Origin of the sequence: Brucella tritici, from assembly GCF_008932285.1 — a bacterium.
GTDB lineage: Bacteria > Pseudomonadota > Alphaproteobacteria > Rhizobiales > Rhizobiaceae > Brucella > Brucella tritici.
In genome coordinates, this window is the sequence record NZ_WBVY01000003.1 from 389,163 (window position 1) to 405,313 (window position 16,151).

The following is a 16,151-nucleotide window of genomic DNA, read 5'->3' on the forward strand; positions in this document are numbered from 1 at the left end:
TTGCGGACCGGCATTCGCCGAGACCAATCATAGGGTCCTCCAATCGAAAGGGTTCAAGGCCCAGACATCAAAGGTTGGAAATTTGCACCATGCATAAAAGCCTGAAAATCCATCTGGAGTCAATCACTCAAGTTTAAAATCTTGTTAGATTTCAATTGTTTGGAATTATTCTAGACTTTAATACTCATGTTTACAGCATTCAAAGAAGAACGCAACCGCTGTGGGGGAGCAGCGGTTGCGGCAAACGGGCGCATAATGCGCGAAGGAGAGAGGACGCGGATCATTCGCCCCTTTGCTAACACCACAGTCGCATTCTTCGTGATGCCGGGCTGCAAAGAGCAATTTGTCGGCGGTCCGGTGCTTACGTAGCTTATTCTGGCGCATAGCCTTATCCGAAAAGTCTGCAACTTTTCGGGACTATGCCTGGAAGCGCGCTCCGCTCCGGCACACAAAAATCACTCTTGTCGCCACGGCCTGACGAATTGCAACTGTACTGCTGGAGCGCATCCCGCAAAGTATGAAACCGTTTCAGGATGCGCCTTTGGAACAAAAAACCGAAGCGGGCTCTAATGACCCGAATGGTCCCCATCTTTCTGGCCGCTTTGCGCGGTGACGGGGAAATCGATTGTGACCTTGCCAGCCTTTTCGAATTCCAGCGTGACAGGAACGGTCTCGCCTTCCTTGTATGGCTTTTCCGGCTGGATGAACATGAGGTGATAACCGCCGGATTTCAGCTCGACCTTCTCGCCTGCCGGAATATCCAGACCGCCTTCAAGCTGACGCATCTTCATCACGTCGTTCTGCATCGACATCTCGTGGATTTCGACGCGCTTGACGCCGCCGGTGGTGACGGAAACCAGCTTGTCGGCATCCTTGCCGTCATTGGCGATGGTCAGGAAACCGCCTGCAACCTTGGCACCGGGGACCATGGCGCGCACCGAAGGCGCCGTGATTTCCAGTTCGCCAAGCTTCGTCGGCATTGCTGCCTGCGCGGAGCCATGGTCCATCTGGCCCATCTTGTCGTGTCCACCGTGCCCGCCGTGACCATCGTCGGCACCAGCAGCCTTCACCAGCAGTTGCGGCGCAGGATGTGCAAGATCGTGCGGGTTCTGGCCATCCTTGGGCACTTCCGTCCAGGCAACCGAAGCGTCACTTCCGCAGACCTGCGTCACGGGGAAGGAGAGGGTGGTATCCTTGTCGAACTTGGCGAGCTGGCCGACGACGGTGAACTCGTCATAGAAATCACCGGGCAGGTTGCCGTCAGTGAAGCGGACTTCGCGGACGCCGGAAGTCACATCCTTGCCGTGCACCTTGTAGCTCTGGGCATAGTCGCCCTTGACGGTCTCGATCTTCCAGCCCGCCTTGACCTGCGGCTGAGCCGAAATGAAACCTTCGGGAAGCTCGATCTTCACTTCAGTCGTGGCTTTGCCGTCGCAGCCATGGGGTACGCGGAAGGTTGCCTTGTAGAAGCTGCCTGCCTTGGCTTCGCTCTGGTCGAGGGAGGAGTGGGCTTGGGCCAGGCCAGCAGAGGCGCACAGTGCTGCAATCGAGATGGCGGAGGCGAAAAGACGATAGTTCTTCATTGTGTCAAACCTGAATAATCATTGGAAGGCACGCTGACGCCAAGTTCGGGGGAACAGGGTTCAGGCGCGTTTCATTCCCGAATGCGATCCGGGGAGCGCATTCGCTCAAACGATATTATTCAGGCGAGAGGTGGCGCTTGCGGCGGTGCCGATGGCGGGTAGGTGCTGTGCTGCAGGATCGGTTGCGGCGGCACGATGCCGTCTGCCATGGCGATATGCGGGGCAGCGCCGGTTGAACCCGCAGGCGCAGGGCACAGGAAGGCTGATGAAATCCGGCAGGCTTCGCAACTATTGTTGCTCAGATGCTTGTCGTGACCCTGATGGTTGGGATCGGAACCATGATCGCCGATGCAGAGCACCGGATAGGTGCCGTCGGGCAACTGGTATTGGGCAAGCAGGTAGCTGTCGGGCGCATTGAGGTCGATGGGCTTGTGCGCAAAGGCGACGAACATCAGGGCAAATACGCTAAGGACGCGTATCGCCAGAGATATCCGAAATTGGCCGATGCTTGTCTTCAACTCAAAGCTTCTCCGTTCAAGCCGAATTTACCTAGCCCATGCGCGCCGTCTTTGCCACAGGACAAATAGTCCACCGGGTAAGGCAGTAGGGCAGTAAGGCATTATGTTAAGGGAATAGGGGAATATGTTTTGATTGCGGGTGACCGCACCGAGCATATCCTTCACTGCCCTACTGCCCTACTGCCCTACTGCCCTACTGCCCTACTGCCCTACTGCCCTACTGCCCTACACATACCGTCCACCACGCTGCAAAACCTCGATCTTGTAGCCGTCCGGGTCTTCCACAAAGAAGAAGCGGGCAAGCTGCACGCCGTTATTCTTGAAATCAACCAGCTTTCCAACCTTGAAGCCAAGTTCCGTGAAGCAGGCATGTTCGGCATCGACGTCATCGACCGCCACGGCGAGGTGGCCATAACCATCGCCCAGATTGTAAGGCTCCGTGCGGCCTTTGTTGACGGTCAGCTCGACTTCAAAATCGGCTTCCGCATTGCGCAGATAGATCAGCGTGAAGGTTTCAAAGTCGATGCGCTCGGCAATATCGAGGCCGAAAGCCCGATTGTAGAAGGAAACGGATTTTTCCTCGTCAAGAACGCGGATCATCGAATGAATGGCTTTGGCCATGACTTGCTCCAATGTCTGGAATAAATAGCTGGGCGCTATTGGCGTTTGGTTGGAAAGCTGATTATGTCAGGATTGGATATGAGGCAACAATGAAGGAGTAGAGCGGTAAGGCGAGAGAGCGATAAGGCCGTTGGGTAGTATGTTTTGCTCAATATGGATTTCCTTGTTTCGCCGCTTCCTTACCCTCTTGGTGCTGTGAAATGGCAAGCGTAACACGCGAACAGGTTCAGGAGCGGCTGAAGGCCGTGACGGGACCGGATTTCGAAAGCGATGTTGTGTCGCTCGGACTGGTGTCGGATATCTTTATTGCCGACGGCAAGGTCTTCTTCTCCATCACGGTTCCGGCAGAACGCGCCGATGCGCTGGAGCCGATGCGGCTTGCCGCGGAAAAGGCCGTGAAGGAAATTCCGGGTGTCACCGGCGCGCTGGTCACGCTTACCGCCGAAAAGAAGGGCGGACGCACCAGCGACGATGCCCCGCCACCGCCAAAACCCCAAGCTAGACCTGCAGCCGCCCCGGCGCAGCACCGCCATCCCGCGCCGCCGCAGCGCGCGGCGACGAAGCCCGGCATACCGGGCGTGGGCGCGATCATTGCCGTCGCATCGGGCAAGGGTGGTGTCGGAAAGTCCACCACGGCGGTCAATCTGGCGCTGGGTCTTGCCGCCAACGGGCTGAAGGTTGGCATTCTCGATGCCGATATTTACGGACCATCCATGCCGCGCCTGCTCGGCCTTTCCGGTCGTCCGGAAACGGTCGAGGGCCGCATCCTGAAGCCGATGGAAAATTACGGCATCAAGGTCATGTCCATGGGCTTCATGGTCGATGAGGAAACCCCGATGATCTGGCGCGGGCCGATGGTCATGTCGGCGCTGACGCAGATGCTGCGCGAAGTGGCCTGGGGCGAGCTCGACGTTCTGGTGGTCGACATGCCGCCCGGCACCGGCGACGCACAGCTCACCATGGCTCAGCAGGTGCCGCTGGCGGGTGCCGTGGTCGTTTCGACACCACAGGATCTGGCGCTGATCGACGCACGCAAGGGCTTGAACATGTTCCGCAAGGTGGATGTCCCGCTTCTGGGCATTGTCGAAAACATGAGCTACTTCATCGCGCCCGACACCGGCGCGCGCTACGATATTTTCGGCAATGGCGGCGCGCGCAGGGAAGCGGAACGTCTCGATGTGCCGTTCCTGGGCGAAGTGCCGCTGCATATGGATGTGCGCGCCTATTCGGATGCGGGCACGCCGATCACCGTCCATGAACCGGACAGCGAACACGCGAAAATCTATCGCGAGATCGCCCGCAAGGTCTGGGACAACATGAAGGGCGGCAAGGGGGCCGGCAGGCCAGCGCCGGCGATTGTCTTTGATTAAAGGGTAAGGGGTTACGGCAGTAGGGCAGTAAGGCATTATGTTAAGGGAATAGGGGAGTAGGGGAATATGTTTTGATTGCGGATGACCGCGCCGACCATATCCTTCACTGCCCTACTGCCCTACTGCCCTACTGCCCTACTGCCCTACTGCCCTACTGCCCTAATCAAGTAACCACCGACGGCTCCGTCCGCCCGCTGCGCTTCTTCACTTGCGTGATCTGTTCTGCCGCTTCGATGAATGGGGCCAGCGTTTCCTGCGTGTCGAGATTGTGCCGGGCTATATCTGCCTCATAGCGCTCGACATAGATGCGGATCGTTGCGCCGGATGTGCCCGTACCGGACAGGCGCAGCACCACACGACCGCCATCCGGGAAATAGATGCGGATGCCCTGATGTTCGCTGATCGAGCCGTCGACCGGATCGTGATAGGCGAAGTCGTCAGCCTTCTCGATTGTGAGACCATTGACGGTCGTGCCGGGCAGGCTTGCAAGCTTGTTGCGCAGATCGGCCACCAGTTGTTTGGCGATATCGGAATCGACGGCTTCATAGTCGTGGCGGGTATAATAGTTGCGCCCGAAACGCGCCCAATGTTCCTCGACGATGTCTTTCACGCTCTGCTTGCGCACCGCCAGAATATTGAGCCAGAGCAGCACGGCCCACAGGCCGTCCTTCTCGCGCACATGGTCGGACCCGGTGCCGGAGCTTTCCTCGCCGCAAATCGTGACCTTGCCGTTGTCGAGCAGATTGCCGAAGAACTTCCAGCCCGTCGGTGTTTCAAACATGCCGATGCCGAGCTTGTCAGCCACGCGGTCGGCGGCAGCACTTGTCGGCATGGAACGGGCGATGCCCTTGATGCTGTCCTTGTAGCCCGGCGCCAGATGCGCATTGGCGGCCAGCATGGCGAGCGAATCGGACGGCGTGACGAAGAGGCCGCGCCCGATGATGAGATTGCGATCACCGTCGCCATCGGAAGCCGCGCCGAAATCCGGCGCATGGTCGGACATCAGCAGATCATAGAGATCCTTGGCGTAGACCAGGTTCGGGTCCGGATGATGGCCGCCGAAGTCCGGCAGGGGCACGAAATTGACGACACTGCCCTCCGGCGCGCCGAGACGACGCTCGAAGATTTCCTTGGCGTAAGGCCCGGTCACCGCATGCATGGCATCGAATTTGAGACCGAAGCCGTCCTTGATCATGGCGCGGATGGCGTCGAAGTCGAACAGGCTTTCCATCAGTTCGGCATAATCGGTAACGGGATCGAAGATGACGACTTCGGTATCGCCGATCCGGCTCGTGCCGATCTTATCGATATCGACATCTGTGACATCGGCAATTTTGTAATGGTCGATCACTTTGGAGCGGGCGAAGATCGCCTCGGTGATCTTTTCCGGTGCCGGTCCGCCATTGCCGATATTGTACTTGATGCCGAAATCTTCATTCGGGCCACCGGGATTGTGGCTTGCCGAAAGTATCATGCCGCCGAAAGCCTTGTATTTGCGGATCATGTTGGAGGCGGCAGGCGTCGAAAGAATGCCGCCCTGACCCACCATGATGCGCCCGAAGCTATTGGCGGCGGCGATCTTGATGAGCTTCTGGATCACTTCGCGGTTATAATAGCGTCCGTCGCCGCCGACCACGAGCGTCTTGCCGGCAAAACCTTCCAGCACGTCAAAAACCGACTGGATGAAGTTTTCAGCGTAATTGGGCTGCTGGAAAACCGGAACCTTCTTGCGCAGGCCCGAAGTGCCCGGCTGCTGGTCCTGGTATGGCGTGGTGGCGATTGTCTTGACGGTCATATCTTTCCCGTTCGATTAAATGAATTAAGCAGTCAATGTGTTGGCATTTGCGGTCATTGCAAGACAACATAGATCAAACTTATTGATTGAAAATAACAAACTGTGTGGTTGTCGCTGGCCATGCTACAAATTCTGCCATGACCGACAATGCTCGCCCCATCAATGGCCCGCGCGATGTGATGCGGCTGAAACGCGACGATACCACCGGCCTGGAAGCCGTGGCGGCCCGTTTTCACAGCCATGCCTATGACATGCATTTTCATGACGAATGGCTCGTCGGCGTGACCCATGCGGGCGTGCAGGATTTTTTCTGCCGGGGCAGGCGGCGGCAGAGCACACCGGGGCGGGTCATTCTCATCGAGCCGGGCGAACGCCATGACGGGCAGGCGGTCGCGGCGGACGGTTTTGCCTATAACATGCTTTATATGCCGCAATCACTGGTCAGAAGCGCAATGGGCGGCAATGATGCGCATATCGGCTTTCGCGAAACGCTGGCCGATGACGGACAGTTGTTTCATGCGGTCGCCCGCGCCTGCGAGGCAATCTTCCTCGAAGCGCCGCGCCTGATGATTGAAGACTGCCGCGATCAGGTGACGAACCATCTTGGCCGACATCTGGCCCGGCATCTTGGACAGGACGTGACAGAAAAAGGGTCGGCTCCGCATCCGGTCGCAGCACGCGCGATGGACTATCTGCGGGCGCGCTTCGACGAGGAGTTCGGCCTCGATGAACTGGCGGAAGCGGTTGGGGCCGCCGACCGCTTCCAGCTTTCACGCGGGTTCCGGCGTGAATACGGCACCTCGCCACATGCCTGTCTGGTGCAGTTGCGCCTTGCCGAAGCACGGCGCCTGTTGCGCGAAAAAGTGGCGCCAGCGGAAGCAGCCGCGCTCAGCGGTTTCGCCGACCAGAGCCATATGGGGCGCTGGTTCCGCCGCGCCTATGGCATGACGCCTGCCGCTTATCGCAAGGGACGCACAAACGTTCCAGAAATCGCGATGAAAAGCCGTTAGGCCTGTCCTCGAAAAGAGGAAAAGCTCATGATCTTCGATACAAAAGTAGCCATTCTTGTCCTGCACGATCTGCCTGTCTGGCAGAAGCTGAACGTGACCGCTTTCATCGCAACCGGCATATCCGGCGCTGTGCCGCACGCCATGGGCGATCCTTATGAGGATGCGGCAGGCCGCAAGCATACGCGTCTGCTCGGCCAGCCGATGCTGATCTTCTCAGCAACACCGGACGTCCTGCAACGGGCATGGCAGCAATCGATCCAGCGCGATCTTATCCGTGCGCCCTATGTGCGCGCCATGTTTGAGACCGGGCATGACGTTGCCAACCGCGCTGTATTCAAGGCTGAAAATGCCGACGCACCGGATCTGGTCGGCCTTGCGCTTTATGGCCCCAAGAAGGATATCGACAAGGCCATCAAGGGTTCTAGCCTGCATCCTTGAACAGGACGCTCTGGTCGAACAGATAGCGGTTGGAAAGCGGCAGGCTTGCCGCGCCCATCGCCTTGGCATGGACACCAACCTTGCCCTCGATGATCTTCGGCGCGCGCAGGCCCTGCAAGTCGAGGCATGAAAGCTCCACGCGGGTCGCTTCCACGATGCGGTGGCGCACATTGCCCGGAAGCCAACCATCGATGACGGCGGCGGGAAAGTCGATGACGGAGGCGGCTGCCACCGTTGCATGGGCCAGCCCGCGTGCGGCAAGCGCCACCCATTCGTCGAGCGGAGTGCCAAAGTTGCGCCAGTTTTCCGGTGAAAGCCACAGATCGTCGGAGGGCAGATGCCGCTCCTGCAGCATACGCTCGAGGACGAACAACGACGCCGTATCGATGAGCTGCAAGGTTTCGCCGCGCTCCCACGTGCCGCGCATCCGCATCGGCATGGAGCCGAGCGCGCCCGCATTGCCAGTGCGGCCCGGATAGAGCGTGTTGTTCAGCACCACACCGCCGCCGATGAACGAGCCGATGAAGAAATAGACGAAGTCGGTGAATTCAGGCCCGCGGCCGAAGGTCAGTTCCGCGCCGCAAGCTGCCGTTCCGTCATTCTGCACGAAGACCGGAAACGAAAACGCCTTGGCGAAATCGCTGACCAGATCGGCGCCAAGCCATGCATCGAGATCTTCGGCAGGTGCACCCACTTCCTCGACCCAGTTCCACAATTCGAAGGGCAATGCGATGCCGAGCCCCGCAATGCGGTCGCGCTTGGCCGGTTCGAGCGCTGCCGTGAAAGCAGCGACGCTATCGAGGGCGAAGCGGCGGATTTCACCCGGCACAGGCCAGCGATAGGTAATGTGCCGCCGTTCGCGGATCGCACCCAGAAAATCCATCAGGATGATTTCCGCGCTGCGCCGCCCGATCTTGAGACCGAAGGAGAAAACCCCGTCGGCGGCAAGGCGCATCGGCATGGAAGGCTGGCCGACACGACCGCGCACCCGTTCGCCCTGCGTAATGAGGCCGTCCTTTTCCAGCGCACGAATGATGACGGAAACCGTCTGCGCCGAAAGCCCGGTCAGGCGGGCAATGTCGGCGCGGGCGAGCGCGCCATGTCGGCGCACAAGCGCCAGAACCAGCCGCTCATTATAGGCACGCACGCCGATCTGGTTTGAACCGCGATTGACGCTCGCGCCCGGCCCGGCAAATTGCAGCATGGCAGGCCCCGGAGTGCCAGAAAGTGTGCCGGAAAGAGTGCCAGACAGCGTGTCGGCAGACCCGCTGTCTGGTTCGCCTTCAACTTTATGCCTGACCATAGCCTCTCCCAGATTCCGTGCCATGGAATGCAATCTTGAAATGCAGCCATGGAATGCCGGAATTCCTAAACCAACCATCGAAGGAGAAAAAGCCCTCCTTGCAAGGGATATGAAATAAAAACAATCGCTTAAGAGCCTGCTCCAAAAGTCACCATGCCGGTCTGCAAATGGCGCCTTTCTACGTTCCGGTGCTCACGTAGCTTTAAGTGCGCTCCGCTCCGGTACTCGAAAATCACCATTTTCGCCTCGGCCTGCCGCTTTTTGATTCAGTCTCTAAGACCGATCATGCGGCGCGGCAGCGGGCTCGGTGCCTGCCTCTTTCGATCCTCTCTCCTCCGTCTTCCAGAGTGACACAGCATATTAATAAATCAAGTGGATTTATTAATTGACTCTGTTTTGAAGCCGTGTTTTGCTTCTCTTCCGCCGGGGGAAGAGGACCGGTTTCAATCTGGGAGGAGTCCATGAAGAAGACAGTTCTGTCGGCAGCCTTTGCTGCCTTCGCGCTTGGCGCTGCCGCCATTCCATTGAGTTCGGCCAATGCCGCCGATGTCGGCGCGTGCCTCATCACAAAAACCGATACCAACCCGTTCTTCGTCAAGATGAAGGAAGGCGCCATCGCCAAGGCCAAGGAGCTTGGGGTCAATCTCAAGACCTATGCAGGCAAGATCGACGGCGATTCCGAAAGCCAGGTAGCTGCCATCGAAACCTGCATCGCCGATGGCGCCAAGGGCATTCTCATCACCGCATCCGACACCAAGGGCATCGTGCCGTCGCTCCAGAAAGCGCGCGACGCGGGCATGCTCATCATCGCGCTCGATACGCCGCTTGAGCCTGCCGATGCGGCTGATGCAACCTTCGCCACCGACAATTTCCTTGCTGGTGAGCTGGTCGGCAAATGGGCGGCGGCAACGCTTGGCGACAAGGCCAAGGATGCGCATGTGGCCTTCCTCAACCTCACAGCATCGCAGCCGAGCGTCGATGTTCTGCGCGATCAGGGTTTTGCCACCGGCTTCGGCATCGATCCGAAGGACAAGACCAAGCTTGGTGACGAGGATGATCCGCGCATTGCCGGTCGCGACCTGACCGACGGCAATGAAGAAGGCGGACGTCGCGCGATGGAAAACCTTCTCCAGAAGGACCCGAACATCAATGTCGTCCACACCATCAACGAACCTGCCGCTGCCGGTGCCTATGAGGCGTTGAAGGCCGTCGGTCGCGAAAAGGATGTGCTGATCGTCTCCATCGATGGTGGCTGCCCCGGCGTCAAGAACGTGCAGGAAGGCATTATCGGCGCGACCTCGCAGCAATATCCGCTGCAGATGGCAGCACTCGGTATCGAGGCGATCAAGAAGTTCGCCGACACGGGTGAAAAGCCGAAGCCGACCGAAGGCAAGGACTTCGTCGATACGGGCGTGTCGCTTGTCACCGACAAGCCGGTCGAAGGCGTTCCGTCCATCGACACGAAGACCGCACTCGACAAGTGCTGGGGCTGAGCCTTTTCTGAAACTCAGGTTCGGCAGATCGGAAGGTCTGCCGGATCTTTCTGCAGGTGAAGGCAGGAGACAGACATGAGTGAGCCACAGGCGGCTTCCGCTGCACAAAAACCGTCTATGCAGGACTATGAAAAGACGCTGGCGCAGAGTGCGGCTGATGTCGCTTCCTTCGATGCGGGTGACCAGTCGGTGCTTTACCGGATGCGGAATTTCCTGCACCACAATCCCGCTGCCGTGCCGCTAATCGTGCTCGTCCTGTCGCTGCTGGTATTCGGCATCACGCTTGGCGGCAAGTTCTTCTCCGCCTTTGCGCTGACGCTCATTCTGCAACAGGTCGCCATCACCGGCATTATCGCCGTGGCGCAGACGCTTGTGATCCTGACGGCAGGTATCGATCTTTCGGTCGGCGCCATCATGGTCCTGTCATCGGTGGTGATGGGCCAGTTCACCTTCCGCTATGGGCTTCCCGCCGAACTTTCCGTTCTGTGCGGCTTTGCCACCGGCGCGCTGTGCGGCTTCATCAATGGCTTTCTCGTGGCCTATGTCCGCCTGCCGCCCTTCATCGTGACGCTCGGCATGTGGCAGGTTATCCTCGCCACCAACTTCCTCTATTCCGCCAATGAGACGATCCGCGCGCAGGAAATCACGGCTGAGGCACCGATCCTGCAATTCTTTGGCGAGAGCATTCGCATTGGCGGCGCGGTCTTCACCTATGGCGTCATTGCCATGGTGCTTCTGGTCCTGCTGTTCTGGTATGTGCTGAACCACACCGCCTGGGGACGGCACGTCTATGCCATTGGCGACGATCCCGAAGCGGCACAGCTTTCCGGCGTCTCGGTCAAGCCTATCCTCATGTCGGTCTATGTGCTGGCCGGTATCATCTGCGCGCTCGCAGGCTGGGCGATGATCGGCCGTCTGGGTTCGGTATCGCCGACCGCAGGCCAGTTCGCCAATATCGAATCCATCACCGCCGTGGTGATCGGCGGCATTTCGCTCTTCGGCGGGCGCGGTTCCATTCTCGGCACCATGTTCGGCGCGCTGATCGTGGGCGTGTTTTCGCTGGGGCTGCGCCTGTGGGGCACCGATCCGCAATGGACCTATCTCCTGATCGGCGTTCTTATCATTGCCGCCGTCGCCATCGACCAGTGGATCAGAAAGGCTGCCGCATGAAAACGAACACCACGCCTGTTCTGTCTGGCAAAGGTCTGGTCAAGCGCTATGGTCGCGTCACGGCTCTCGACCATGCTGATTTCGACCTCTATCCGGGCGAAATCCTCGCGGTCATCGGCGACAATGGCGCAGGCAAGTCCTCGCTCATCAAGGCGCTGTCCGGCGCGATCAAGCCAGACGAGGGGGAAATCCTGCTCGACGGCAAGCCGGTCAGCTTTCATTCGCCGATGGAAGCACGGCAGGCAGGCATCGAGACGGTCTACCAGAACCTTGCTTTGTCGCCTGCGCTTTCCATCGCCGACAATCTGTTTCTGGGTCGTGAAATCCGCCGCAAGGGGCCGCTTGGCTCGCTGTTCCGCATGCTGGATCGCGGTGCGATGGAAAAGATCGCGCGCGAAAAACTGTCCGAACTGGGCCTGATGACGATCCAGAACATCGGGCAGGCGGTGGAAACCCTTTCGGGCGGCCAGCGTCAGGGCGTTGCGGTGGCGCGTGCCGCCGCCTTCGGCTCCAAGGTGGTCATCATGGACGAGCCGACCGCTGCGCTTGGCGTCAAGGAATCGCGCCGCGTGCTGGAACTCATTCAGGACGTGAAGCGGCGCGGCATGCCCATCGTGCTCATCTCGCACAACATGCCGCATGTGTTCGAGGTTGCGGACCGCATCCACATTCACCGGCTTGGACGCCGCCTGACGGTCATCGACCCGAAGGAATATTCCATGTCGGATGCCGTGGCGCTGATGACCGGCGCGATGAGGCCGAAGGAAGCGGCTTAAGCTTCTGATAAGGTGGCGGGACGAATCACGGAAACCGGACATGACGCCTATTGAGCGCGAAGCCTTGCCATCGGAAATTCTTGCGCGGCTGGCGGAAGCCGACGGGCGCCTGATCGTGGCCATTGCTGGCCCGCCGGGAGCCGGGAAATCCACCATTTCCGATTATCTGTTCCATGCCATCAACAAGGGCGGCGAAACGCCGTCCATCGTCGTGCCCATGGACGGATTTCATCTTGATGACGGGATTCTCGATCAGCGCGGATTGCTGAGCCGCAAGGGTTCGCCGCCCACTTTCGACTGCGCCGGGTTTGCAGTGTTGCTGCAGCGCCTGAAACAGGCAGAGGGCGAAATCTTCATTCCGGTCTTTGATCGCTCTCTGGAGCTTTCGCGCGCTGCCGCATCCGTGGTTGGCCCCGAGCATCGCGTGCTTCTCGTCGAAGGCAATTATCTGCTGCTTGATCGGCAGCCATGGGCGCAGCTTGCGCCCTTTTTCGACATGACGATCTATCTGGATGTGCCCTTTGCAGAGTTGGAGCGTCGCCTGATAGAACGCTGGCTCGGCTTCGGCTTCGATGTCGAAACCGCCCGAAACCGCGCCCTTTCCAACGACATTCCCAATGCCGAACTCGTGGTGGCGCAGTCGCGCAAGGCGGATTTTGTCGTGGTCTCGGACGGGCGATAACAGGGAATTGCGCCTTTCAAGGGTTGCGGCGATGCGCTTGCGTCTGCATGATGGCAAAAATCGCTTCATCAGTTTCCGACCGGAATAGTTCCCCATGACGACTTATGTTTTTGCGCCGCCCCCGCAGCCTTTTTTGCCTGTGAAGGGAACGGACGCGCGCTTTCCCGTGCATCGCATCTATTGCGTCGGCCAGAACTATGCCGATCACGCCATCGAAATGGGTGGCGATCCGACCCGCAATCCACCTTTCTTCTTCCAGAAGAATCCGGACAGCCTCGTGATCGAAGGCGGTGATTTCCCTTATCCGCCGAAGACCGAAGACGTACATCACGAGATCGAACTGGTGGTGGCGCTGAAGGCCGGCGGCACCGACATTGCTGTCGAAAAGGCGCTGGACCATGTTTATGGCTACGCCGTTGGCATCGACATGACGCGCCGCGACCTGCAGGCCGTGGCCAAGAAGGCCGGGCGCCCGTGGGAAGTCGCAAAAGCTTTCGAGCACTCCGCACCCTGTTCGGCCATCGTGCCGGTGTCGGAAATCGGCCACCCGGAAAAGGCTGCGATTTCGCTCGGCATCAATGGCGAAACCCGCCAGTCGGGCGACCTCAACCAGATGATCTGGAAGGTGGCGGAAACCATTTCCTACCTGTCTTCGCTCTTTGAGCTGCAGCCCGGCGATCTTATCTTTACAGGTACGCCTGCGGGCGTTGGACCGGTGAAGCGCGGCGACCGTCTGGAAGGCAAGGTCGACGGCGTGGCAACCCTCACCGTTACCGTGATCTGATTCTCTTCACGTGGAGGAGCATGAATGAGCATCTATCTTCCCGATGACGTGCATGACGCTTTGGAGCGCTTCATCGCCGAAAAGCATCCCGGTCTCAACCAGACCGAGGCGACGACGCTGATCCTGCGCAAATGGCTGGTGCGCGAGGGCTATCTGTCGGCAGAGCCCGAACACGGCACACCGCCGGATGAACTGAACGCGACCAATGACGATTGAACAAGGCAGCAATTGACTATGGCCAAACAGCCGCCGGAAGGAGCGGGTCGCAAGACCGCGCTCGGGCGACGCCTTTTGATTCTGATGATTCTGGCAATTCTGCTCGTGATCGCGCTCGTCTGGATGAGCATTTATCTCTTCGATCCAAATGGCGGTCTGGACTTCGATGATCTTGGGATTTTCGCTTTGGATTTCAATGCGGTAGATATGATGCTGCCAGGCATTGTGTGAGTGCGTTAATCTTTTTGTTACCATTTGAAATATTCATTTTGGCCACGCCCCGACGTTTAGCGCTTCCGTTTGCCGTCTTTTGCATGGTACATGATCCTCATCGACCGAAAGAATATTGACTGAAACGGGCGCTTTCCGATGCCCGTAAAGCCAAGAGGATCTGGATGGCATTCGAGGACATCAAGGCGGAAATTGCGCTGCTTTTCGAGCAAATGGTGAATCAGCCGCAAGACGCTCATGAAATCCGTGAAACGGTTCGCGAGAAGCTCAATGCGCTGCGGGCCAGTGGTTTGCCTCTGCCTGAAGATCTGGTCGAGCTTGAAAAACGCATCGAAAAAGATTTCGATTCCTGAGAACGGGTCCGGTCATGCGTTACGCGCTTTCCTCTTCTTCATCCGCTGATCTGGTCCGCAAGGGCCTCATGCTTCTTGGTTGTGCCGTGGCGCTCAGCGCCTGCAATACAACCAATGACGGCAAGCCCGTGAAAACGGCTTTGATCACGCAGACCGATGCATCCAGCCAGACTGCTTCCGCAGCAGGCAGTGCTGCCAGTGCCACGGCCAATGCTGCAGGCACGGCGACTGCCGATGCAGACGCGGTTGCCGGAACGCAAACCGTCGCAGCCGTGACCGATCCTTCCGATCCGGTTCTGCCTGCCGTTGTTCCCATTCCCGGCATTCGTGGCCAGTCCGAACCGATGATGGCCTATGCGGGTGCGCAGGCTGCCGCTTCGCCGGCATCCGTTGCCGCCAATATGGCGTTTGAGACACCGGATCATGCACCGGAAGAACTCGATGCGCTGATTACCAAATATTCCGTCGCCTATGACGTACCGGAACGCCTTGTGCGCCGGGTCGTGCATCGCGAAAGCCGGTTCAATCCGGGTGCCCGCAACGGACCCTATTGGGGCCTGATGCAGATCAGCCATCCGACCGCACGCGGCATGGGTTATACGGGCGCGGCCAAGGGCCTGCTCGATGCGGAAACCAATCTGAAATATGCGGTTCGCTATCTGTCCGGTGCCTATAAGGTTGCAGGCGGTGATGAAAGTCAGGCAGTCCGCTATTATGCGCGCGGCTATTATTACGATGCCAAGCGCAAGGGACTGTTGCAGGAAACCGGCCTCGACGGACGCTGGAAGCGCAGCGGACCGACCCGTGACGCAGCCGCTTCCATCCAGCCGGCATCCTTGCCGGAAGGCGGGGCAGCACCGCTCCCCGGCGTCGCTCCTATTCAGGCTTCCTACGCACCGGCGGGGCAATAAACTAACTGTCATCTTGACGCTGCAAAGTGATGGCAGTTTCCTGTTGAGAGCGCATCCCGAAAAGTGTGAAACGGTTTTCGGAAAAGATGCGCGTTAAAACAAAGGACTAGAGCGCCGATCTGACCCAATCAGATCGAAACGCGCTCTGGAACCGACGACAGGGAAATTTCATGAATGTAAGACTGCCTCATCCAGTCAAATGGAAATATGACCGGGCCGAATTGTGGGCCGATGGCGTCATCCATGTTCTGGGTGTCGGGCTGGCGCTTGCAGGTGCCATTGCCATGCTGATCTATTTCCTGCCGAACATGCCTGCGGCGACCTCGATTTCGTCGGGAGTCTATCTCGCGAGCCTTCTGGCAGCACTTGGAATTTCGGCTGTCTACAATATCTGGCCGGTTTCGCCGACCAAATGGTTCCTGCGCCGTTTTGACCACTCGGCGATCTATCTTCTGATCGCCGGAACATACACGCCTTTTGCCATGCATATGGGCGACCGCGCTCTGCCGCTGCTTCTCTTCGTCTGGAGCGTGGCTTTTGTCGGCATCATGCTGAAACTGTTCATGCCGGGGCGTTTCGACCGGCTGTCGATTCTGCTTTATCTGGCGCTCGGCTGGAGCGGCGTCATGGTCTATGACACCATGGTGCAATCGCTGCCGCCAGCCGTTTTCTGGCTGATTGCAGCCGGTGGGATGGTCTATTCGCTGGGTGTGATTTTCCATGTCTGGGAGCGCCTGCGATTTCAGAATGCCATCTGGCACGGCTTTGTCGTGGTGGGCGCGGCACTGCATTATTGTGCTGTGTTTTTCGTTGGCGCATGGAACTGAAGCCCGCTCTATTTCGGCTCTGACGGTCTGCAAATGGCCAAAATAGCGAACGGGCTTCGGAGCGCGTGAT

Annotated in this window: 18 protein-coding genes; 13 read left to right on the plus strand and 5 right to left on the minus strand. The window is 58.7% G+C overall.

From position 1 onward, the window contains the following. Nucleotides 1-566: 566 nt before the first annotated feature. The 3 genes from F9K94_RS11725 to F9K94_RS11735 form a co-directional block, all read right to left on the minus strand. Nucleotides 567-1,583 (minus strand): DUF1775 domain-containing protein, encoded by a 1,017-nt coding sequence (locus F9K94_RS11725; protein ID WP_151645782.1) that lies wholly within the window; start codon nucleotides 1,581-1,583, stop codon nucleotides 567-569. Nucleotides 1,584-1,702: 119 nt separating this feature from the next. Beyond that, nucleotides 1,703-2,101, minus strand: a complete 399-nt coding sequence (locus F9K94_RS11730; protein ID WP_151645783.1) for a hypothetical protein — start codon at nucleotides 2,099-2,101, stop codon at nucleotides 1,703-1,705. Between the two features lie 225 nt (nucleotides 2,102-2,326). Beyond that, on the minus strand, nucleotides 2,327-2,722 hold the full coding sequence (locus tag F9K94_RS11735; RefSeq protein ID WP_151645785.1) for a VOC family protein: 396 nt from the start codon (nucleotides 2,720-2,722) through the stop codon (nucleotides 2,327-2,329). Nucleotides 2,723-2,922: 200 nt separating this feature from the next. Here F9K94_RS11735 and apbC point away from each other — a divergent pair, with 200 nt between their 5' ends. Continuing rightward, nucleotides 2,923-4,092: an iron-sulfur cluster carrier protein ApbC gene (gene apbC, locus F9K94_RS11740; RefSeq protein WP_061344750.1), complete on the plus strand. Its 1,170-nt coding sequence runs from the start codon at nucleotides 2,923-2,925 to the stop codon at nucleotides 4,090-4,092. Between the two features lie 163 nt (nucleotides 4,093-4,255). Here the strand turns inward: apbC and F9K94_RS11745 are convergent, their stop codons facing one another. Further along, a complete protein-coding gene (locus tag F9K94_RS11745; protein WP_151645787.1) occupies nucleotides 4,256-5,887 on the minus strand; it encodes an alpha-D-glucose phosphate-specific phosphoglucomutase in 1,632 nt (543 codons plus the stop codon). Between the two features lie 137 nt (nucleotides 5,888-6,024). Here F9K94_RS11745 and F9K94_RS11750 point away from each other — a divergent pair, with 137 nt between their 5' ends. Both F9K94_RS11750 and F9K94_RS11755 read left to right on the plus strand, forming a co-directional pair. Beyond that, nucleotides 6,025-6,897 (plus strand): AraC family transcriptional regulator, encoded by an 873-nt coding sequence (locus F9K94_RS11750; RefSeq protein ID WP_151645789.1) that lies wholly within the window; start codon nucleotides 6,025-6,027, stop codon nucleotides 6,895-6,897. 27 nt (nucleotides 6,898-6,924) lie between these two features. Next, nucleotides 6,925-7,335, plus strand: a complete 411-nt coding sequence (locus F9K94_RS11755; protein ID WP_151645791.1) for a DUF2000 domain-containing protein — start codon at nucleotides 6,925-6,927, stop codon at nucleotides 7,333-7,335. Here the strand turns inward: F9K94_RS11755 and F9K94_RS11760 are convergent. After that, nucleotides 7,319-8,638, minus strand: coding sequence for an ROK family transcriptional regulator (locus tag F9K94_RS11760; RefSeq protein WP_151645793.1), 1,320 nt, complete (start codon nucleotides 8,636-8,638; stop codon nucleotides 7,319-7,321). The genes F9K94_RS11755 and F9K94_RS11760 overlap by 17 nt on opposite strands. Nucleotides 8,639-9,099: 461 nt before the next feature. On the opposite strand from F9K94_RS11760, the gene F9K94_RS11765 reads away from it, so the two are divergent. The 10 genes from F9K94_RS11765 (at nucleotide 9,100) to trhA (ending at nucleotide 16,081) form a co-directional block, all read left to right on the plus strand. Beyond that, nucleotides 9,100-10,131 (plus strand): sugar ABC transporter substrate-binding protein, encoded by a 1,032-nt coding sequence (locus tag F9K94_RS11765; RefSeq protein WP_151645795.1) that lies wholly within the window; start codon nucleotides 9,100-9,102, stop codon nucleotides 10,129-10,131. Between the two features lie 75 nt (nucleotides 10,132-10,206). Beyond that, entirely contained in the window at nucleotides 10,207-11,301 is a 1,095-nt protein-coding gene (locus F9K94_RS11770; protein WP_151556604.1) for an ABC transporter permease, read from the plus strand. Then, nucleotides 11,298-12,077 (plus strand): ATP-binding cassette domain-containing protein, encoded by a 780-nt coding sequence (locus tag F9K94_RS11775; protein WP_010657875.1) that lies wholly within the window; start codon nucleotides 11,298-11,300, stop codon nucleotides 12,075-12,077. Before F9K94_RS11770 ends, F9K94_RS11775 begins: the two co-directional genes overlap by 4 nt. Nucleotides 12,078-12,117: 40 nt before the next feature. After that, nucleotides 12,118-12,759: a nucleoside/nucleotide kinase family protein gene (locus tag F9K94_RS11780; protein ID WP_151645797.1), complete on the plus strand. Its 642-nt coding sequence runs from the start codon at nucleotides 12,118-12,120 to the stop codon at nucleotides 12,757-12,759. A gap of 94 nt (nucleotides 12,760-12,853) precedes the next feature. Next, a complete protein-coding gene (locus F9K94_RS11785; RefSeq protein WP_151645798.1) occupies nucleotides 12,854-13,543 on the plus strand; it encodes a fumarylacetoacetate hydrolase family protein in 690 nt (229 codons plus the stop codon). Between the two features lie 24 nt (nucleotides 13,544-13,567). Next, on the plus strand, nucleotides 13,568-13,759 hold the full coding sequence (locus F9K94_RS11790; RefSeq protein WP_061344757.1) for a ribbon-helix-helix domain-containing protein: 192 nt from the start codon (nucleotides 13,568-13,570) through the stop codon (nucleotides 13,757-13,759). Between the two features lie 18 nt (nucleotides 13,760-13,777). Beyond that, entirely contained in the window at nucleotides 13,778-13,990 is a 213-nt protein-coding gene (locus F9K94_RS11795; protein WP_151645800.1) for a hypothetical protein, read from the plus strand. A 164-nt stretch (nucleotides 13,991-14,154) separates the two neighbouring features. Then, nucleotides 14,155-14,343 (plus strand): hypothetical protein, encoded by a 189-nt coding sequence (locus F9K94_RS11800; RefSeq protein WP_061344759.1) that lies wholly within the window; start codon nucleotides 14,155-14,157, stop codon nucleotides 14,341-14,343. A 14-nt stretch (nucleotides 14,344-14,357) separates the two neighbouring features. Continuing rightward, entirely contained in the window at nucleotides 14,358-15,254 is an 897-nt protein-coding gene (locus F9K94_RS11805) for a lytic transglycosylase domain-containing protein (RefSeq protein ID WP_151645802.1), read from the plus strand. Between the two features lie 170 nt (nucleotides 15,255-15,424). Then, the gene (trhA, locus tag F9K94_RS11810) at nucleotides 15,425-16,081 is read left to right on the plus strand and encodes a PAQR family membrane homeostasis protein TrhA (protein WP_010657882.1); all 657 of its coding nucleotides are present in this window, start codon (nucleotides 15,425-15,427) and stop codon (nucleotides 16,079-16,081) included. Nucleotides 16,082-16,151: the final 70 nt, after the last annotated feature.

Coding starts and splice junctions, on each gene's coding strand:
- trhA (WP_010657882.1), top strand. CDS start 15,425: ATGAATGTAAGACTGCCTCATCCAGTCAAATGGAAATATGACCGGGCC.
- F9K94_RS11795 (WP_151645800.1), top strand. CDS start 13,778: ATGGCCAAACAGCCGCCGGAAGGAGCGGGTCGCAAGACCGCGCTCGGG.
- F9K94_RS11780 (WP_151645797.1), top strand. CDS start 12,118: ATGACGCCTATTGAGCGCGAAGCCTTGCCATCGGAAATTCTTGCGCGG.
- apbC (WP_061344750.1), top strand. CDS start 2,923: ATGGCAAGCGTAACACGCGAACAGGTTCAGGAGCGGCTGAAGGCCGTG.
- F9K94_RS11735 (WP_151645785.1), bottom strand. CDS start 2,722: ATGGCCAAAGCCATTCATTCGATGATCCGCGTTCTTGACGAGGAAAAA.
- F9K94_RS11805 (WP_151645802.1), top strand. CDS start 14,358: ATGCGTTACGCGCTTTCCTCTTCTTCATCCGCTGATCTGGTCCGCAAG.
- F9K94_RS11755 (WP_151645791.1), top strand. CDS start 6,925: ATGATCTTCGATACAAAAGTAGCCATTCTTGTCCTGCACGATCTGCCT.
- F9K94_RS11790 (WP_061344757.1), top strand. CDS start 13,568: ATGAGCATCTATCTTCCCGATGACGTGCATGACGCTTTGGAGCGCTTC.
- F9K94_RS11745 (WP_151645787.1), bottom strand. CDS start 5,887: ATGACCGTCAAGACAATCGCCACCACGCCATACCAGGACCAGCAGCCG.
- F9K94_RS11725 (WP_151645782.1), bottom strand. CDS start 1,583: ATGAAGAACTATCGTCTTTTCGCCTCCGCCATCTCGATTGCAGCACTG.
- F9K94_RS11770 (WP_151556604.1), top strand. CDS start 10,207: ATGAGTGAGCCACAGGCGGCTTCCGCTGCACAAAAACCGTCTATGCAG.
- F9K94_RS11765 (WP_151645795.1), top strand. CDS start 9,100: ATGAAGAAGACAGTTCTGTCGGCAGCCTTTGCTGCCTTCGCGCTTGGC.
- F9K94_RS11750 (WP_151645789.1), top strand. CDS start 6,025: ATGACCGACAATGCTCGCCCCATCAATGGCCCGCGCGATGTGATGCGG.
- F9K94_RS11800 (WP_061344759.1), top strand. CDS start 14,155: ATGGCATTCGAGGACATCAAGGCGGAAATTGCGCTGCTTTTCGAGCAA.
- F9K94_RS11785 (WP_151645798.1), top strand. CDS start 12,854: ATGACGACTTATGTTTTTGCGCCGCCCCCGCAGCCTTTTTTGCCTGTG.
- F9K94_RS11760 (WP_151645793.1), bottom strand. CDS start 8,638: ATGGTCAGGCATAAAGTTGAAGGCGAACCAGACAGCGGGTCTGCCGAC.
- F9K94_RS11775 (WP_010657875.1), top strand. CDS start 11,298: ATGAAAACGAACACCACGCCTGTTCTGTCTGGCAAAGGTCTGGTCAAG.